This is a genomic window from Mucilaginibacter sp. 22184 (genome assembly GCF_052045695.1).
Taxonomy (GTDB): Bacteria; Bacteroidota; Bacteroidia; order Sphingobacteriales; family Sphingobacteriaceae; genus Mucilaginibacter.
In genome coordinates this window covers 139,338-157,804 of the sequence record NZ_JBQEPI010000005.1, presented here as the reverse complement: position 1 = coordinate 157,804, position 18,467 = coordinate 139,338, and the positions used below count along the sequence as shown (strand labels likewise).

Annotated in this window: 15 protein-coding genes; 12 read left to right on the top strand and 3 right to left on the bottom strand. The window is 41.7% G+C overall.

From position 1 onward, the window contains the following. Positions 1-46: 46 nt before the first annotated feature. From ACTJKG_RS12695 to ACTJKG_RS12655, 9 genes are all read left to right on the top strand, one after another. The gene (locus ACTJKG_RS12695) at positions 47-1,090 is read left to right on the top strand and encodes an eCIS core domain-containing protein (RefSeq protein ID WP_440739426.1); all 1,044 of its coding nucleotides are present in this window, start codon (positions 47-49) and stop codon (positions 1,088-1,090) included. Positions 1,091-1,104: 14 nt separating this feature from the next. Beyond that, positions 1,105-2,916 carry an eCIS core domain-containing protein gene (locus ACTJKG_RS12690; RefSeq protein WP_440739425.1) on the top strand — a complete coding sequence of 604 codons (1,812 nt, stop codon included), beginning with the start codon at positions 1,105-1,107 and terminating at the stop codon, positions 2,914-2,916. 10 nt (positions 2,917-2,926) lie between these two features. After that, positions 2,927-4,366 carry an eCIS core domain-containing protein gene (locus ACTJKG_RS12685; RefSeq protein WP_440739424.1) on the top strand — a complete coding sequence of 480 codons (1,440 nt, stop codon included), beginning with the start codon at positions 2,927-2,929 and terminating at the stop codon, positions 4,364-4,366. Positions 4,367-4,377: 11 nt separating this feature from the next. After that, positions 4,378-5,307, top strand: a complete 930-nt coding sequence (locus ACTJKG_RS12680) for a hypothetical protein (RefSeq protein ID WP_440739423.1) — start codon at positions 4,378-4,380, stop codon at positions 5,305-5,307. 18 nt (positions 5,308-5,325) lie between these two features. After that, positions 5,326-6,642: an ATP-binding protein gene (locus tag ACTJKG_RS12675; RefSeq protein ID WP_440739422.1), complete on the top strand. Its 1,317-nt coding sequence runs from the start codon at positions 5,326-5,328 to the stop codon at positions 6,640-6,642. Between the two features lie 27 nt (positions 6,643-6,669). Further along, entirely contained in the window at positions 6,670-7,482 is an 813-nt protein-coding gene (locus ACTJKG_RS12670; protein ID WP_440739421.1) for an SH3 domain-containing protein, read from the top strand. Positions 7,483-7,514: 32 nt separating this feature from the next. Next, positions 7,515-8,666: a hypothetical protein gene (locus ACTJKG_RS12665; protein WP_440739420.1), complete on the top strand. Its 1,152-nt coding sequence runs from the start codon at positions 7,515-7,517 to the stop codon at positions 8,664-8,666. 156 nt (positions 8,667-8,822) lie between these two features. Then, positions 8,823-9,785, top strand: coding sequence for a heme-binding domain-containing protein (locus tag ACTJKG_RS12660; protein WP_440739419.1), 963 nt, complete (start codon positions 8,823-8,825; stop codon positions 9,783-9,785). 17 nt (positions 9,786-9,802) lie between these two features. Then, the gene (locus tag ACTJKG_RS12655; protein ID WP_172333437.1) at positions 9,803-10,285 is read left to right on the top strand and encodes a hypothetical protein; all 483 of its coding nucleotides are present in this window, start codon (positions 9,803-9,805) and stop codon (positions 10,283-10,285) included. A gap of 42 nt (positions 10,286-10,327) precedes the next feature. On the opposite strand, the gene ACTJKG_RS12650 is transcribed toward ACTJKG_RS12655, so the two are convergent. The 3 genes from ACTJKG_RS12650 to ACTJKG_RS12640 form a co-directional block, all read right to left on the bottom strand. Further along, entirely contained in the window at positions 10,328-11,305 is a 978-nt protein-coding gene (locus tag ACTJKG_RS12650) for a GlxA family transcriptional regulator (RefSeq protein ID WP_172333436.1), read from the bottom strand. A gap of 254 nt (positions 11,306-11,559) precedes the next feature. Then, positions 11,560-12,960 (bottom strand): pyridoxal phosphate-dependent decarboxylase family protein, encoded by a 1,401-nt coding sequence (locus ACTJKG_RS12645; protein WP_440739418.1) that lies wholly within the window; start codon positions 12,958-12,960, stop codon positions 11,560-11,562. Between the two features lie 398 nt (positions 12,961-13,358). Then, complete coding sequence (locus tag ACTJKG_RS12640) at positions 13,359-14,369, bottom strand: fatty acid desaturase (protein ID WP_440739417.1); 1,011 nt, start codon at positions 14,367-14,369, stop codon at positions 13,359-13,361. Between the two features lie 316 nt (positions 14,370-14,685). On the opposite strand from ACTJKG_RS12640, the gene ACTJKG_RS12635 reads away from it, so the two are divergent. From ACTJKG_RS12635 to ACTJKG_RS12625, 3 genes are all read left to right on the top strand, one after another. Further along, on the top strand, positions 14,686-15,219 hold the full coding sequence (locus tag ACTJKG_RS12635) for an OmpA family protein (protein WP_172333433.1): 534 nt from the start codon (positions 14,686-14,688) through the stop codon (positions 15,217-15,219). A gap of 186 nt (positions 15,220-15,405) precedes the next feature. Next, the gene (locus ACTJKG_RS12630; RefSeq protein WP_440739416.1) at positions 15,406-17,118 is read left to right on the top strand and encodes an ATP-binding cassette domain-containing protein; all 1,713 of its coding nucleotides are present in this window, start codon (positions 15,406-15,408) and stop codon (positions 17,116-17,118) included. Then, on the top strand, positions 17,115-18,170 hold the full coding sequence (locus ACTJKG_RS12625) for a glycosyltransferase (protein ID WP_440739415.1): 1,056 nt from the start codon (positions 17,115-17,117) through the stop codon (positions 18,168-18,170). The genes ACTJKG_RS12630 and ACTJKG_RS12625 overlap by 4 nt, the downstream gene beginning before the upstream one ends. The last annotated feature ends 297 nt before the right edge of the window (positions 18,171-18,467 follow it).

Genomic DNA, 18,467 nt, shown 5'->3' with positions numbered 1-18,467 from the left:
AATAATTGAATTTTTCAATAAACAGGAATTATCAGAATAGGTTTATATGTCAAAAGAGAAACAAAACACTGAACCAGTAAAAAGCAATTCGCATCATATCACATCCAAGGCTGCTTTATTCTTTTTTCAACCCAAGCTTACCATAAATCAGCCAAATGATGTTTATGAACAAGAGGCCGATGCAATGGCAGATAAGGTGATGCCTATGGCAATACCCAATCATAACCAAAATGTTTTTTTTAAACCGGTTGGGGATAGTATCCAACGTCAATGCCAACATTGCGAAGAGGAGGGAAAATTGCATCGCAAGGAAAGCTCAGATTCCAATGTGCAGGGGGGATATGAGTTAGACAATTATGTAGGCACTCTTGGATCATCCGGGCAAGCTCTATCCCAAGCCAGCCGCCAGTTTTTTGAACCCCGTTTTGGGCGGGATTTTTCCAATGTACGTATCCATACCGGCTTAGAAGCAGAAAAATCGACACAATCCATTAATGCATTAGCTTATACTACAGGCAATAACATCGTTTTCAATACCGGGCAATACGCTCCGGAAAGCAACAGCGGTAAAAAGCTAATAGCCCACGAGTTAACGCACGTAGTGCAGCAAGGACAAGGAGCAGAAGTTAAAACCTTCCCATGGCTTCCAGTTGCTCTGGGTACTGCAGTTATGGGAGGGGCATATGCTTATTGGAAATATAATTGTTTACAACCATGCAAGCCTTTAATGAAAAGAGCCTCAGACGATTTCAGTGAGTGGTACTATGAGCAAACCAAGGCCGACGTCCCGAACAATGTTTGGGATGCCTATGGGCATTGTTATGCGGCATGCTGCGCAAAAAAAAGATGTGGAGGAACCGCAGCGTACTTGGCCGGCCGGGGCCGGGAGTTTTATAGGCAATATCTTGACAGCGAGCCCCACGATAGTTATACCCAGGACGTAAACAATCAGGAGCTGGGCAGGAGTTTAGCTAAAGATGAATATGTAGACTGTTCCGAGGCATGTCAAAATCAAGCAGCTAAATTGGACCTGACTGCACCAAAAGCATCATTTTGGAATCCCCAAAAAGGCTTATATAAACCAGAATAAAATTATTATATCCATTGGAATCAGCAAAACATACCCAGAGGCAAGACAGAATAAAGGATCCATTATTTGTATCCAGATCATTCTTTCAACCAAAGCTCAACATAAATCAACCTAATGATATTTATGAGCAAGAGGCCGATGCTATGGCCGACCGGTTTATGCGTATGCCTGATCCTGCTATAAATGATAACACTTTTTTTAAGCCTGCTCAAACCATTCAGCGCAAATGCCAACATTGTCAACAAGAGGAGAAACTTTTTCGTAAAGAAAGCTCTACAGCCGGAACTCTTGGTGGCCATGATTTAGATACCTATGTAGCTTCATTAGGTTCTTCTGGTCAACCGCTACCTGAAAACAGCCGTCAGTTTTTTGAGCCACGTTTTGGGCAGGATTTTTCGGGCGTGCGCATCCATACTGATACTGTGGCCGCAAAATCGGCACAATCCATTAACGCGCTTGCTTATACTACGGGCAATAATATTGTTTTTAACAGCGGTCAGTTTTCCCCTGAAAGTGACAGTGGTAAACAACTAATGGCGCACGAATTAACACACGTAGTACAACAACGCAAAGGGATCCATCCCAAATTAATTCAGCGTGCACCAGGAAAAGGAGACGCACAAGCAATAATTGACCGCGATAAATTGATTAAAGATATCAAGGCAGAAGCAGCCTTTAAAGCCATGGATGCGGGACAAAAAAAACTTGCCGAGGAAATCATCACCGAAATAAAGAAAAAGCCAGTTCCTATTCAGAATTCCTATTATTTGAAACAGTTTCAATTGCTTTTTAAAACGGTAACCCAAACACCCGCACAAATCACCACTGCAACAAATGCAAAAACCGATACGGCAGTTGCACAGGAAGCTGTAAGAGTTGCCAAACCAGAAGAAGCCAAAAATAAGGATATGGAGGAAAATACCGCGAAAGATCCCGCCAGATCATTTGAGCGCGTTGTTGGTAAATTTGGAGGCGGTGCTTATTATATCGACCGAAGATCGCCAACTGATATTGTCATCAAGGCCGAAATAATGTTAAGGCCTACAGGTACGGGTACTATGGATCAGGTTAACAAAATTAAACAAATGAAGGATGGGATCGAAAAAGCAGCCTCCACCAAAGGCTATATCGTCTCCATCACATTTGTCGATGTAGCCGGGCCTGATACGTTCACGGTGGAAGTGAATCCATCGGAATGGGAAGTGGCCACCAATTGGTCTGGAGGAAGTCCTAAAGGTTTTGCCCATGAATTGCATCATATGATGGCTTATGAATTAGACCGCTATAACTACATTGATTCGCAGGCAGACAATGATGAGATGAAGCTGGGTACTAGGTTATACTGGTTCAGGAAAGAACTATCAAAACCCGCGGGTTATAATGATCCTACATCCATTATGGATAACGCAGATCACCCAAATAATCTTGATGTATGTACAGTTGCGGGAATAGATATGAAAACCTGCATGGACGCACGTAAAAAGATGGATGATGATGCGGTTCCTGTTGGTGAAAAGAAGCAATTTGTTACACCCGATACTATAAAAATTGGCAATGGTAAAAAAGCCAGGATTGGTTTAGACATGCATATTGATTTTTTACCAGACCATGTCCGTTTGCATGTATTTACGGCTAATGAACAAGGCGGCGAATATAAAGCCGGCGCATCACGCCAGATCATAGGCGATCCGGGTAAAGGCGGGGACTATGGTGTCGCTTTATCAGCAGTATCTGCCGGCCCTTTTATAAGACTTGAAGGAAGATCTGAAACTACGGGCATAAATGTACCAAGCGTTAAAGGGACATATACTTTAGAATTTAATTAAATATTTCACAGTGGATTCACATCAACATATCAAACTGGTTGGTAAGCTTGAAAACCACACAGCCTCCAAATCGCTATTTTTTCAGCCAAAGCTCTCCGTCAATCAACCTAACGATATTTATGAGCAGGAGGCAAATCATGTGGCTGATAGGGTTATGCGTATGGCTGTTCCAGCTCATAACGAAAAGGCCTTTTTTAAATCTTCTGATGGAATACAACGCAAATGCCAGCATTGTGAAGATGAAGTAAAGCTGCATCGCAAGGAAAGTTCGAACGCAGATGCGCACAGTGGCCATGAATTGAATAATTATATTGGTTCATTAGGTGCATCCGGCCAAACATTATCTGAGAATAGCCGTCGTTTTTTTGAGCCACGTTTTGGTCATGACTTTTCAGATGTACGCATCCATACGGACACAATAGCTGCAAAATCTGCTCAATCAGTCAATGCATTAGCCTATACTACGGGTAACAATATAGTATTTAACAACGGGCAATATTCGCCAGATAGCGATAACGGCAAGAAGTTACTAGCACATGAATTAACTCATGTAGTACAACAAGAAAAAACACGTCCATTGGTGCAGCGAAAAATAATGGTCGGAAATACGGCAATGACGGTTGACGATCAATACAAAAAAATAGTAAAAGATACATTTGGAGATAAAGGTTTAGAAATTGTATTGGGATGGCATAACAATGGGGCTGGCCCCGAATATGATTTTAAAGATTGGGAAGCTTATCGAACCGAGATCCGTATCCGGAGCAATGCCATAAAGGGTATGGATATTGCCAACGATAAAAGCATTAATTGTTGCCATTACCCAACAAAAGGTCATCCCGGAGGCACTTTGAACCCATTTTATTGGGATAAAACGGAGGATTATCATTTCATCGCAAAAGTACCATTCCCCGCAGGGAAAAACTCTTCAGACGCAATAGAAGATATGTTTAGGCCTAATGCAGGCACAGAGCTTGAATGCCTTACATTGTCTGTTGCTGTAGAGTATTATGCATTGCTTCAGGCTTTGGGTAAGGATAAATTTAACAAAATGTTTCCCGCGGGTGCCGGTCTGGTGATTGCCAATTCAGGTGCCGATCTTTTAAAGTCATTGGTAGGTTCTGACAAATTTGAGGAGCTACCAACAAAACAAAAAATAAGCGAACTTATTCCGGGCGATCACGGCTACTTTAAAAACTTTGCCGACTATGGCACCAGGCATCCAAACGGTTTATGGCAGGGTGAAAATGTGATATACTATGGCGATGGAAAATTCAGGGGCTTTGGAATAGGAATCTATGACGAGGATACCATTTTAGACAGATTGGTTTACTATTACAATAAAGATTTAGATGACAAGGACAAAAAAACAAAGACTGATCTTATAAAAGAAGGTGGGGGTTTTACAGGATGGGTTACCCGACCATCAATTAAACAAATTTTAAAATAAAATGTAATAACTTGGAAGCAATAAGAGATACAACGCAACCGGAAACGTCTGCAAGATCGCGGGATAAAAGCCCCTTGTTCTTTCAGCCTAAACTTTCCATTAATCAGCCCAAAGACATTTACGAGCGGGAGGCCGATAACATGGCCGATCAGATTATGCGCATGGCAAATCCTGCCCCAAATAAAAATACTTTTTTTAAACCAGCCAATAATATAGTTCAAAGGCAGGATGATCCATCCAAAACACTTACGGAAGGGGCAGGAGTTGTTAAAGAACAGTTGGATGATAAACCCGGGTTTGAAGAATGGCAGAAAGAGCAAACAGACGCGCTGAAAAAAGCAGTTTGGGACAACCAACCTACCGAACTTAAAGCAAGTATTATAGGTTTTGGCCTCGGTTCATTGGGAATATTGGGTTCGGTATTCGCTACTGATCAAAGATTCAGGACCGACACTATAAAATCACTAAATGATAAAAACATAGCGTTGCCACTTTCACTAATCCCATATCACGATTATTTCCCTTTATCTTCTTTTAAATATAAATTAAGTGATAATAAAACCCCTTTGTCATTTGATACAGAATTTGAGTTCAAGCCTTATCTGGAATTGTTACATAATAAATGGAACTTTATCCCAAAACTTGATCTTACATTAGGTTTAAGCAGTGAATATTCATCAAAAGGAGGTTTTGATGTCACAGGTGGCTCCATTAAACTAAAATTTGCCAGTGGTATTATTAACCTGCAAGGATACATCAATCAACCTTTGCCTCCTACGCCTATGTTGGTTAGCGGTAACGAACAATCACCCATGTGGATAATGAGAACCCTTCCCGGTCAGTTTGAGGATCAATTACCAAAAGGAACCGGTGTATTTTTATCTGTCGACGTATTACGTCTACCAGAGCTGTTTACAAACGGAGGAGAAAAAAAACCTTAATATTAAAGCTTAGACACCATGCAGGCTCAATCAATAACCAACTCTTTGGAAGTACTTTATCAGGTGATACATAATCGCCTGCAAGCGCATTTCAATAATACAGAAACTTCTTTTCCACCAGTTACCATCATGGACGATGGCAGCTCAATTAATGGGTTTATTATCGAAAAGAAGCTTCCTATCGAGGAATACATTATCCTTTTAACCGCGCTGGCCCCGCATTTGCGTACATCCTTTTTTGAAAACATTATACAAGAGTTTTTACCAAATGGCGGCGATTTTCCTGAATTTGGAGGAATAAAAGGAAATAACCACCGCGGATTACTGCCCACCGGTGAAACCGTTCAGTTCATATTAGGTAGTAATGATATCGACAAACGCCTTGCAGTTCAGTATCTACTCACTCATGGCGTATTGGTTAAACATGGCGTACTGTCTATGGAAACCGTTAAAGAGGGTGAACCATTAATGAGCGGCAGGATCATACTTGATGCAGAATGGGTAAGCCGTTTTCTTACAGGTGCCGAAACAGTACCTAAATTCAGTCCCGATTTTCCGGCAAAAAATATTGCAACGGCCATGACGTGGGACGATCTTGTATTGAACAATTATACTCAGAACCAGCTTAATGAGATTATGATATGGGTGAAACATAATGATACATTGATGCAGGATGAGGTACTGAAAAGAAAAATAAAACCAGGCTACAGGGCACTGTTTCATGGCCCTTCAGGAACGGGCAAAACATTAACAGCCACCCTACTTGGCAAGCACTTTGATAAAGAAGTGTATCGTATTGACCTCTCGCAGGTGGTAAGTAAATACATAGGCGAAACAGAAAAAAACCTGGAGAAAGTATTCCTGAAAGCCGAAAATAAAAACTGGATATTGTTTTTTGACGAAGCAGATGCCTTATTTGGTAAGCGTACCGGCGTGCAAAGCTCTCATGACAGGTACGCCAACCAGGAAGTAAGTTACCTACTGCAACGCATAGAAGATTTTCCCGGCCTGCTCATACTCGCATCCAACCTGAAAAGTAATATGGATGATGCTTTCTTAAGACGCTTCCATACGATCATACATTTCTCTATGCCAAATGCGCAGGAGCGGCTAAAATTATGGGAAAAAGCATTCCCTGAATCATGCGGGCCAGAACCCGGCATCCAATTAAAGGACCTGGCTGATAAATATGAATTAACCGGGGCAGCTATACTTAACATCATCCATTACGCCGCGCTGCAATCTATATCCAAAAATGATCAATACATACGCCTCAGCGACTTGATAGAAGCGATAAGAAAAGAGTATCGTAAAGAAGAACGTACCATGAGTTAATTAAACCACATAACCGGAGGAAAGAACATGGCCTTAGCACAATTTCATATATACACCCCACAGGAGTTTCAGCAGTATCTGGTAAACACAGTTTTTTCCAGAAGCATTAAAATGATACAAAACCATCATACCTGGGAGCCAAATTACAGTTCACTAAGCCCTAGTCAAGGGGAAATGTATTGGCTCGAATCTATGAGAAGCTATCATATCCATAATAATGGCTGGAGCGACATCGCGCAGAATCTGACCACTTTCCCTTCCGGTAACATTGGGCTATGCCGCCCAATAAATATCACACCAGCAGGCATTTTTGGTGCAAACTCAGGGGCCATTTGTATCGAAAACTTAGGTAACTTTGATGCAGGGCATGATCAAATGACCCTACCGCATAAGGATACCATTGTATTTTTAAATGCTATACTTTGTATGAAGTTTGATCTGAAACCGGTAAAAGAGCAAGTAGTTTATCATCATTGGTTTGACCGTTCAGGTAAAAGATTCCCTGAAAGTGTGGTTAATAATAATCAGGTTGGCAATCAACAGAAAACTTGTCCGGGCACTGCGTTTTTCGGCAACAATACCATTACATCTGCCGAAGCTAATTTCTTTCCTCTGATTGCTAGTAGAATAAAGCAACTCGATGAAACTTCGATATCCCAAATTGCATCTATGATTGTAAATACAGATGTATTAAACGTCCGCTCAGGGCCAGGTACATCGTATCCTATTTTGCGCACAATTACTCAAGATACTCAGGTGGCCGTTTACACCACAACCAATCAATGGAGTAAAATAAGTAACACGGCAGACGAATGGGTGTTCAGCAGCTATTTGTCTTAACTATTTTTTAAAACCATAAACCATAAAAAATCATGTTGTTATTTTTTAAAGCAAAAACCTGGAGCGGAGCCGGTTGGTTACTGACCCTTTGCGTGATACTTGTTTTTATTGCGATGATTTATACCGCACTTCATCTTTGTTATAAAGGTACCGATCATAAAAAACTGGACAATACGCAACTGTTAAATATTGATAATGTACTTGCTGTATATCCTGATCCTGATTCGGCTCAGTTGGCATCAAAAGACCCAGCGGTTAAAAAAGCTGTATTTGCAAACCGAAGAGAACGCGATCGTGCGCTGTTTAACTTTTTAAGAAATGAATATGACGGACACATAGATGAATACCGTCTCAAACGTATGGATAGTTTATTGATCAATCTTAACAATAAAGATGCCAAGGCATACCTTACCAATGCGGAGATCATTGTGAATGATTTTTTCTGGTTTGTTGGAACAGGCACTTATGCCGAGGTGTTGTTTTGGGCTCTTATAGGCGTTCTGGTAAGTTTAATTTATTATGTAAGTATTGCCAACCGCCAGGCATTAAAATTGGCTGGAGATGCGGATACAGGGCCGTTCGACCCTGCTGAAATATCTGGGCAGGTATCAAAAATGTTTTACGCCCCCATATGTGCTCTTGTTTTGGTGCTTGGATACAATTTATTAAGCGGCAGCAACTCCAAAATGACAGATATCAGCATAGGTAAAGGGCTTTTATTGTTTTCATTTATTTCGGGATTCTTTTCGGGACGGGTTATGAAATTTATTGATGGATTAAAAGACCTGGTATTACCATTAAGCGGAAACGATAGCACCTCAACAGATAACAGTAATAAAACGGATGGAAAAACAGCAGATATAACCATCGATCTGCATTTAGCTCAGGCTATGTTATCCGCACCCGAGGCAGCCGATATCATTGAGGGAGGATTTAATGCGGCTGTTGTTACACTAAAATCCGACGCAGGCGATATTATTACACTCGACAAACCAGCCAATGATCAAAGTTCAGAATTTACAGCAACACAGATACCTCAGGGAAAATATAACCTGCATGCCACTATGGCTTTTAAAAATAACGATGTTATTATTAACCTTGAGGGTGATAAGAATATTGAAATAAGTGATACCAACAAGACCATCTTTCAATTGGATCTGGATAAAGCGGCAGAGGCTGGCTAAAACCGTCTCAACGTACTTTTTTGAGGTCTGATGAACAGGCACCTGTATAACTCAACCGTTAAAATGTCCGGTTCGCCTTTGAAATTGTCTACTTCGACACTGGTTATGCGTATAAGTGTTTATTATTAAACAACTTTGCTGTATAATCATTGAACTATGAATACCCCAAATTCCAACCTATTCAAAAGAAAACCCATAGTCATAGGAGCTATTTTGCTGATCGGCTTTTTGTCTATACAATTCATTCGCCCTCAGATCACCAATCCACCGGTAACGGCAGAAATAGAAGCTCCGACAGAAGTAAAAAGTATATTGACACGGGCTTGTTATGATTGCCACTCCAATGAAACCAACCTACGCTGGTATGATCAGATATCACCTGTTTATTGGAGAGTAGCCGGTCACGTGAATACCGGTCGCAAACACTTAAATTTTTCCAACTGGAAAAATCTGGCACCAGCCGATCAAAAAGCCATGCTTTGGGAAGCCGTTAACCAGATAGCCGCTGGTGCTATGCCTATAAAGGATTACGAACTGGTTCACCCCTCGGCTGCCATTTCCAAAAGCGATCTGGAGATATTGAAAAAATACGTCTCGTCCTTTTCGCCTAAGCAAATCCCGGGAGATACCGCTAAAATAAACGCGGCCGATAAGCAATATGCGCATTGGCAAAAAACAACTACCACTTTAGCTAAACTCCCTAAAGCCTTAAACGGAATTACTTATATTCCAGACTATAAAAACTGGGAAACCATCAGTACCACAGAACGTTTTGATAATGGCACTATGCGAGTGATCTTCGGTAATCCGATAGCCATAAAAGCCATTCGCGAACATCATATTAATCCATGGCCCAATGGAACAACGTTTGCCAAAGTGGCCTGGGATCAGGTAACCGATAAAGATGGCAATATACACACCGGCGCATTTAAGCAGGTGGAGTATATGATTAAGGACGACAAAAAGTATGCCTCAACAGCCGGATGGGGTTGGGCCCGATTTAAAACTGATAAGCTTGTGCCTTATGGTAAAACAGCCCTGTTTACTAATGAGTGTGTGAGCTGTCATAAACCCTTAAGTAACACCGACTTTGTTTTCACATCACCAATTGAACACTAATCTATCAGGAAATCATCATGAAAATTACTCATATATTATTCGCGGCCTCTGTTTTGATAGTATCGGCCTGTAATAACCGTAAACCCGTCGAGGAACTTTTAAATAAGAAAGCCGCTATACCCGCTTCGTTTAACTTTAGCAAAGCTGGCTTAAAAGTGATCACCTCATTCATCAACAAAAAGGAGCAAACCATGTCAACTCTCTACGGCAATGACCTAGCCTTAAAAACAGCTCTTTTAGGTTCAGCAAACTATCCGCCGGGAGAAAACCTGACACTGGTTACCTGGAAACAGCAGGACGATGATCGCTGGTTTGGTGCCAGGATACCCGGCGACCTGTTATCTGTTGAAGTGATTAAAACAATCAGTTCAAATACTGGAAACGTTACAACTAATTATCAACGATTTACAGGAAGGGAATTAGCGATAGATACTGATACAACACATCAGCAGGAACGTATTAGTTACATCTTTTCTCAGAAGCCTTCAATAATGCCCTGATGCTTTTTTAAAATAGCAACAAGGCATTATTAAAGATCTGTATTACGTGGCGTACTCCCGTTGGTACTTATTCCGGTAATCAATAGGAGAGAGGCCTGTTATACGCTTAAATGTAGTACGAAAAGCTTTGGTATCGGTATAGCCTACGTTATACATTACTTCGTTCACATTCTCGCGCGAAGTTTCCAGGCTTACTTTAGCAGCCTCGATCTTTACACGCTGTATATATTCGGCCACGGTATTTGCTGTGGCTTTTTTAAAGCGGCGTTCCAGGTTTCGGCGACCAAGAGCAAACATCGAGGCCAGTTGCTCTACCGTGATTTTTTCCTGGTAATTCTTTTCAATAAATTCCTGTGCTTTTTTGATCGGATCATCTGCATGATCTTTTTGCCCCTGAAATATGATGAATGACGATTGGCTATTCCGCTCCATTTCAATGGCAAAAACCTTGGCACTTAAAATGGCAATGTCACGACCGGCGTATTTTTCAATAAGATATAAAATAAGATTCAAGTAGGAGAAGGCCCCCCCGCTCGAATAAATGCCCTGCTCATCTGTAATGATCTTTTCGGTAACCAGGTTAACATCCGGGAACATCCGCCTGAATTCATTGGCAAACATCCAGTGTGTAGCGCATTTTTTGCCGGTTAACAAGCCGGTTGAGGCTAATAAAAAAGCCCCCATGCACAAACTGGCGATCTCGGCTCCTTTATTATATTGTTCGGTTAACCAGGGTAAAAACTCTTTATTATTCTCCACTTCTTCACTGATATTACCATCAATGGCAGGAATAATGATCAGATCGGTCTTTTCAACTTCACCGATCAGCTTATTGGCATTAACGGTAAATAAGCCACCGCTAACCGGAGTTTCCATGGTAAGGCCAACCAGTTCAACTTTAAAAATAGGGTCTTTGCCGGCCGCCAAAAAAAATTGGTTCACTTGCGTAAGCAATTGACGAGACCCTTCCAGGCTTCCGAGTATGGCCCGTTTAGGAACCAGTATCGATATATGTTTCATACAGTAAAGGTTTATAATGCAGGTTTTTACTTCCCCAAATTGACGTATACTCCAATCATGGAGTATTGCAATATAACGTTAATTTTTTTTAGATGTAATAAGCAAAAATCACTTATCTGTTTACAAGCATTAATCTATCAATAGGCACCAATCCTTCAACTAAAACACATAACAATCTGACTATCTGCTTATTTTTAAAGTTCATTAAACAAATAAGTCAACTTTATTATTTTAAATCAGTACGTATTTACCGGTCAGGAAGCCTTGGTCAATTCATTAATAGCTATCAAAATATCCTCTTCCGTAGTTCGCCAGTTTACAAATGCTGCCCGCAAACAAGGTACTCCTTTATAGGACGTCGGAGAGATGAATAACTTACCTGATACTTTGAGCTTTTCCAATATCAGGGCTAGTTTACGGCCTCTATCTTCTTCGCTATCTATAGTAAAACAAACTACGTTCAACCTTACAGGCGCGACTAATTTAAATATGGTGTTTTGCTCCAGTAGCTGCGCAAATTGATTGGCCAGCGCTATATTATTTTCCACAATCCATCCAAATCCGCTGCGACCATAGGCTTGTAATGCAAACCAGGCCGGCAAGGCTCTTAAGCGCCTGGAGTTTTCAGGCCCGAAGTTCAGGAAACTAAAGTCGGTAGCCGGATCGCCTAAATAGGGGGCATTACTGTTCTGAAACGTTTGCAACTGAAATGCCGCGTGTTTTTCATGAACAAGGTATATAGCGCCATCATAAGGAACATTGAGCCATTTGTGGCAATCAACAGTAATACTATCGGCAAATTCCCATCCGCTTAGCAGATGACTATGCTTTTCTGAACAAACCGCGAAAGCGCCAAAAGCAGCGTCGATATGCCAATAAAAAGTATATTGCTTTTGTAAATCAGCAATGGCTTGCATATCATCAAAATCAACGGTGTTAACCGTACCGCCACTACTGATCACAATAACCGGATAATCCTTATTTTCCTGCAATTTAACTTCCAGATCAGCTGTATCCATAGCTTCCCGGTTACCTTCTGCGGTTTTTACTGTAATGATATTGCTACTCCCCAAACCCAACATAGCCAGTGATTTAATAGCTGACGAATGTGGAGTGGCTGTTAATATTCTGATCTCCGTTTTGATACCCTCACGGGCAATATCAATACTCTTTTGCTTGCCTGCCCACTGCCGGGCAATGGCCAAACAGGTAAAGTTCGACATGGTAGCGCCCGTTACAAAGCCACCTTTAAAGTAGGATGGCAAGCCAAACAATTGAATAAGCCAGTTAATGGTTTGCAACTCAATATTGGCAGACACATCACCCGAGCCTTTGATTCCCTGTGGGTTCTGATCAAACACCGCACTTAGCCAGTCGCCGGCAATTGCGGCCGGAGTGGTGCCACCGGTTACAAAACCCCAATACCGCGGACCTGATGATGCCACTATCTTATCTTGATGTTGCTCATAAAAGGCTTTTAAGGTACCCTCCAGGCCAATTCCGTGTTCAGGAAGATTGATGGGAATAGTTACCTGAACATTATTGACGCTTACAAGCCTGTCATTTATTTCATTCAGGTAAGCAGCGGCTTTATCTTTAGTTAAAGATAATAAATAGTCCAGGTTATCAAGATCGTTTTGTAATGTGTTGTACATGGGTTTATCAATTCGATATCGCAAATAAATACATATTTGATCAGGATAAAACACTGGTCACAAAATTTGACACAGGCTGTACAAAAACTTTTTAAAGTTTTATTTTAACACTTTTTTGATCAAAAACAGGGTAAAAGCGATCGAAAAACAGCTCAAAACTCATTCAAAACCATCGATTTTAACACTTTTTAACAAATTTCAGCGCCGTTTTGAAAGCTTTAAAAGGTATTAGATAATTGATTGTCAAATAACTAAATTGAAAACAAGTCGATTTCTGGCTATATTTCTCCTTAACTAAACAGCCCGGTTTTTCTTTTTGGTCAGAAAAACCGGGCTGCTGTATATACAAAAATACGAAAATTTCCGCTTATAATTAAATTATCTAGGAGTAGCCCGCCTCATACCAGCTCTTTATTTTTCCTTAAAGCCTCGGCCATTTTTAGTCCTTCCTGGCGTATTTGCTCGGTACGTACATAACGTTTATCGGCACCTAAGCGCGACTGGGTGATGAACTCATAAAACATCCGTGTCCAGGATCGGGTTGAGTCCAGATGCTCATAAAACTCCTTGGTTATTTTATAATAGCGGGGTAAAAACCGGCCCGGGATATTCATAATGTCATGATGTTCGTTATGATAACCCACATTAAAACAAACCCAATTGAGCCACCCGTAATAGGAATTGGTTTCCTGACCTTCCTTAAATACAAAATGCTCATGTATAAAATGCCCCGCAGATGGGTGCAAACTAAAGCCCCACAGTGTTGAAAGCAGCAAATAAATAATGGCTATTTTACCTAAGAATATAAATATAAGCACATCTGTAATGACCAGCGTGATGATATTTGCCCACTCCCAACGGGTAGGCTTGGTATCAAAACCTCGCACCAAAAACAGAAAGAAGATGTAAAAAAACAACCACACAAATTTCTTTATCCCCGATTTGCCCACCATTTTAACCTCCCAATGGCTCGGGAAATCATTGTCTATCTGTTCGATACCTAAATGGGAGTGATGCTTCATATGGTGCCTTCTAAAAGCGATGGCTCCTGGAACCAGAACAGGTATGTTGGCAATAATAGCTAACGCCTTATTCTGCGCCGGGGTTTTAAGCATAAGGTTATGTGCCATTTCGTGTACGGCCATAGCCGCCCAATGGTTCATGGTGCCTCCAACTACGTATGATAACAAAATAATTTGCCACCAATAGGGGCCAAAGTGCGGAAACCAAACGCCTACCGCCCAGGCAAAGCTTAGCTGACCGGCTACAATAAATAGTGTAAGTACCGCGGCCCAGGGATCATAGCCCATCAATTTTTTTACCTGGGGATACTTTTTTAATACCTCAATCCGGCGCAGATGATGAATGTCCGGTGTCTGAATGCCTTCAAATGGTGTGCTGCTTTCCATGATGATAAGTTTAGGTAACACTAATTTAACATCAATAGTCAAAATATCACACCGTATTTCTACCGAAAATAATGCGTACAAATACCTAACTATCAATACCATAAAGCACCATTAACAGATTATTTTCATGGACAGCTTATTTTAACGTAATACTTACCTTTTGAAATCTGCGTTTAGTTACGATACAAAATTGGTGGAGGACAGCCCGATGTGAAATAAACATCCTGTGATTCTCTTTATTTTCACGCCATGTTATACTCAACTGAGCTTGAAATCACGAATATTTTTTATGTTTACAAAAAAACAAAATTTAGCTATGAAAGCTTTAAAAACACCCTTATTTACTTTAATCTTTGCGTTAGGCGCCATCACTGTAATCTCATGTAAATCAAAAAAACTGGTTCAAAAACCTGTACCGGTTGAAACCGAACAAACTTACGCACCAAAGCCACAACCAGCTCCGGCTCCAAAACCTGCACCAAAAGAAACTCCACCGCCGCCACCGGCAAAACCAAACTATAACTTTAGCAATATCCAGTTTGAGTTTAACTCAGCCGTGCTAAGAACTTCATCTTACCAAACCCTTGATCAGGCAGCTGCTGAAATGAAGAAAGATCAAACTGTAAAATTTGTATTGAATGGTAATGCTTCATCAGAAGGTACGCCTGAGCACAATATGGAATTATCTGTTGAAAGAGCTAATTCAGTAAAATTATACCTGGTAAACAGCGGTATCAACGGCGATAACCTAAGCGTAAAAGGTTATGGCGAAAGCAAGCCAATTGCAGATAACACTACAGAAGACGGCAGAGCTCTGAACCGCCGTGTAGAGATCAAGCTTAACAAATAAATCTTTTCGACCTCATATCAAAAGCCGGGTAATTAAAATTACCGGGCTTTTTGCGTTCAAACGGGCAACCATTAAGCTTTTTGGCCCGTAATGAATAGAGTCAAGAGGTTAGAGTCAAGAATCAAGACAGAAAATAACCACATTGTTTTTCTTGGTTCTTGACTCTTAATTCTTGCTTCTTAAAAAATGAAGCATATTATAAAAGGCATTTTAACACTGCTGAACAGGCAGGAGAAAGCGCAATTGAGCAGGCTCATCCTGCTCGATCTGTTGATCAGCGCGCTTGATATCGCTTTTCTGGGGATGCTGTTACTGGTAGTCGGAATTTACACTTCGACTAAAACCATCAATAACGGCTTTGCCTTTTTGCCTTCTGGCTGGTTCAACAAAAATTCCATGCTGCTCATCAGTATATTCCTGGTACTTTTTTGCTTTAAAAACTGGATGGGCTACCTCATTATGCGTTTTCAGCATCATTTTTTTTATGGAGTAGCTTCGCGCTTATCAAAAAGGAACATCATCAATTACCTGAAAAATGATTACGTGAACTTTGTTAATGTCGATTCCTCTATCCATATCCGGCAGATCAGTCAGCAGCCTATTGAGTTTAGTCATTACATCCTCACCAACGTGCAACAGGTTATTTCGCAGGGCATCCTTATCCTGTTTACGGTTTGTGCTATACTCATCTATCAGCCCATATTATTTCTATTGCTGCTGCTGTTGCTGTTACCTCCGGTAATTTTACTGGCCTGGTTTATCCGGAAACGGTCGAAACAGATCAGGGTGAATACCAAACAGGCCAGCGAAAAAACGCTTCAGCATTTACAGGAATCATTAGCCGGTTTTGTGGAGAGTAATATTTATGATAAAACCAGCTTTTTCACCAATCGTTACCACAGCTATCAGCAACAGCTGAATGATAACCTGGCCGGGCAACAAACCTTGCAGGCTTTACCATCGCGCCTGGTGGAGGTCTTCGCGGTGCTGGGTTTCTTTATATTAGTGCTCATCAATAAATACTGGACCAACCAGCCAGTAATTGATCTGCTCACTATCGGCGTTTTTATGGCTGCCGCCTACAAGATCATCCCCGGTATTATCAAAATACTCAACAGCACCGGGCAAATAAAAACTTATGAGTTTACGCTGAATGATCTGACCTCACCCCGGTCCTCTCAAAAGGAGAGGACTTTACTTAGCGGCTTTGCTGATCCAGGCTCCCTCTCCTTTGGAGAGGGCTGGGGTGAGGCTGAGGCTATCACCTCCATCCAATTCAACAACATCAGCTTCCGGTATAAAGATCATCAGATCCTAAAAAACAGCAGCTTTAGTATCGAAAAGGGCGATCTGGCGGGTATCTCGGCCTTATCTGGCAGAGGCAAAACCACGCTCATCAATCTATTGTTAGGCTTTTTAGTGCCTGATGATGGGGATATCCTCATCAATGACCAGGTAGCAAATATTATCGCCAGAAAACAGTATTGGAACAGGATAGCCTATGTAAAGCAACAGGGTTATTTTATTCATGACACGATTCTTAAAAATATCACCCTCAGCGATGAGGAAAGTGAGCATGAAAAACTGGCTGAGGCTATCGCAATATGCGGACTTAACCCATTGCTGAATGGCAATGCAGAAGGATTGTACCAGACCGTCAGGGAAAATGGGAAAAACCTGAGCGGCGGTCAGCGCCAGCGCATATTGCTTGCCCGGGCGCTTTACCATGATTTTGACGTACTGATATTGGATGAACCTTTTGGCGAGATGGATCAACAGGCCGAGGAAGCCATTTTGATACAACTGCAACGACTGGCTGCTTCGGGCAAAATGATCCTTTTTATAACCCATAACACCGCGAGCCTGAGCTATTGCAACAAACTGATAACACTGGAATGACCAAACAAAAAACCATAGTGATATTAAGTCCCGGTTTCCCGGCTGATGAAAACGATACTACCTGCATACCGTCTATGCAGGTCTTTGTAAGGGGACTAAAGCAAAATAAGCCCGGGCTGCATATCGTGGTGGTTAGTTTTCAGTACCCATTTAAAGCCGCGCGATATAACTGGCAAGGGGTGGAGGTGATCGCATTGGCAGGAAAAGGCAAAGGTCAGTTATACCGCTTAATTACCTGGCGGCGGGTATGGCAAACGCTTAAACAATTGCATGCCCGGTATGAACTGATGGGCCTATTGAGCTTTTGGATGGGTGAGGCCGCCTATATGGGTAAGCGCTTTGCCAAAAAGTATAACCTGCCACAATATACCTGGCTGCTTGGCCAGGATGCCAAAGCGGGTAACCATTACGTAAAACAGGTAAAACCACAGGCTGGCGAATTAATAGCCATATCTGATTTTTTGGCCAGGGAGTTCAGCATTAATTACCATATACAGCCAGGTTATACCATCCCATCGGGGATAGATGTCACACTTTTTGGAGAGCAATCCACCAACCGAGAGATCGACATCATTGGGGTAGGCTCGCTGATACCATTGAAGCAATACAACCTGTTTATCCAGGTAGTAAAAAGCCTTACAAGGCAATTTCCGCATTTAAAAGCGGTGATATGTGGTAAAGGTCCCGAAATGGAGAACCTCCAAAAACAGATCAGCAGGCTAAAGTTGGAAGATCATATCGAACTTAAGGGAGAGCTCTCGCACCCCGAAGTTCTGGCATTAATGCAACGCTCCAAGATACTGCTGCACACCTCGGCCTACGAAGGCTACAGCACCGTTTTAAGCGAAGGCCTGTATGCAGGCTGCCATGTGGTAAGCCTGGTAAAGGGAATGGATTCGCGCCCGCCACAGCATCATGTACCTGGTAATGTTGAGAATATACCCGGGATAATTAAAGAGCTGCTGCACGATCCTGATTTGCTGCATGAGCCCGTACTGGCATATCCCGTAGAAACCATTGCCACCCGGGTTGCCGCTTTATTTGGGTGTTGAGTATTCTTGTTTCTCCTAAACTAAACGTTATTTCGAACGAACCACGACAATCTCCATAATTCAGGTTGTCATCCTGAGGAACGAAGGATCTATTCGCAGACAGTTCTGTAGTATAATAGATTGTTCGCTACGCTCAGAATGACAGGAGATTTTTTACTGTCTACTCGTGGTTTCACCTTTATTGGCGCAAGTCTTGTGTTATGGTATTGTGGGTCGATGAGTTGTGACATCATCAGACCATAAGCACAAGTCATCAGCGCACCAGCAACCACCCAAGACTTGCGCTAAAAAAGATAA

Coding starts and splice junctions, on each gene's coding strand:
- ACTJKG_RS12695 (WP_440739426.1), top strand. CDS start 47: ATGTCAAAAGAGAAACAAAACACTGAACCAGTAAAAAGCAATTCGCAT.
- ACTJKG_RS12675 (WP_440739422.1), top strand. CDS start 5,326: ATGCAGGCTCAATCAATAACCAACTCTTTGGAAGTACTTTATCAGGTG.
- ACTJKG_RS12670 (WP_440739421.1), top strand. CDS start 6,670: ATGGCCTTAGCACAATTTCATATATACACCCCACAGGAGTTTCAGCAG.
- ACTJKG_RS12665 (WP_440739420.1), top strand. CDS start 7,515: ATGTTGTTATTTTTTAAAGCAAAAACCTGGAGCGGAGCCGGTTGGTTA.
- ACTJKG_RS12660 (WP_440739419.1), top strand. CDS start 8,823: ATGAATACCCCAAATTCCAACCTATTCAAAAGAAAACCCATAGTCATA.
- ACTJKG_RS12655 (WP_172333437.1), top strand. CDS start 9,803: ATGAAAATTACTCATATATTATTCGCGGCCTCTGTTTTGATAGTATCG.
- ACTJKG_RS12650 (WP_172333436.1), bottom strand. CDS start 11,305: ATGAAACATATATCGATACTGGTTCCTAAACGGGCCATACTCGGAAGC.
- ACTJKG_RS12645 (WP_440739418.1), bottom strand. CDS start 12,960: ATGTACAACACATTACAAAACGATCTTGATAACCTGGACTATTTATTA.
- ACTJKG_RS12640 (WP_440739417.1), bottom strand. CDS start 14,369: ATGGAAAGCAGCACACCATTTGAAGGCATTCAGACACCGGACATTCAT.
- ACTJKG_RS12635 (WP_172333433.1), top strand. CDS start 14,686: ATGAAAGCTTTAAAAACACCCTTATTTACTTTAATCTTTGCGTTAGGC.
- ACTJKG_RS12630 (WP_440739416.1), top strand. CDS start 15,406: ATGAAGCATATTATAAAAGGCATTTTAACACTGCTGAACAGGCAGGAG.
- ACTJKG_RS12625 (WP_440739415.1), top strand. CDS start 17,115: ATGACCAAACAAAAAACCATAGTGATATTAAGTCCCGGTTTCCCGGCT.